A 490-nucleotide genomic window follows, 5' to 3' on the forward strand; every position below is an offset into this window, starting at 1 on the left:
CTGGTCGGTACGACCGACATCCATCCTGACCAGCCAGTCCCAGACCAGCCACCTTCAGACTCACAAATCGCTTCAGTAGGCCCGTTGGATGTGCCGGGCCTCTCGAAGTAGGCCAGGATGTCGACAGCCCTCTTGTTCAGGATCCGACCCAGCTTCTTCAGCTCGGCCAGCTTCGCAGGGGAGAACGGCCGCGGTGCCCGGTGGTCTCACGCTGAACCCGCTGCCAGGTCTGATCCAACGCATCCCCGGCCAGGGCTACTACGTGGAAGGGATCCATCACCGCAGTAGCTTCTGATATCTGCGGAGGTGAAAGTAACCTGGGGCATCGTCGAGGTCTTCTGGATGGATTCGGTGTAGGAACCTCCAACTTCGGAAGACCTCGACTTCTATCCACCCAACGCCACGCCGCCCCCGCCCAACGTGGATGCCTCTATGTGATGTCTCAGGGGATCGTGCACAGATGTGTCTCAAGACATCGTGGACATATCTA

1 pseudogene is annotated in these 490 nt (G+C 59.2%); it reads right to left on the bottom strand.

Annotated features, from left to right (window positions below):
• Positions 1-65: 65 nt before the first annotated feature.
• A pseudogene (locus HGQ17_RS14905) lies at positions 66-301 on the bottom strand (transposase); the annotation flags it as partial.
• Between the last annotated feature and the right edge of the window lie 189 nt (positions 302-490).

It is taken from the genome of Nesterenkonia sedimenti (assembly GCF_012641515.1).
Lineage (GTDB): Bacteria > Actinomycetota > Actinomycetes > Actinomycetales > Micrococcaceae > Nesterenkonia > Nesterenkonia sedimenti.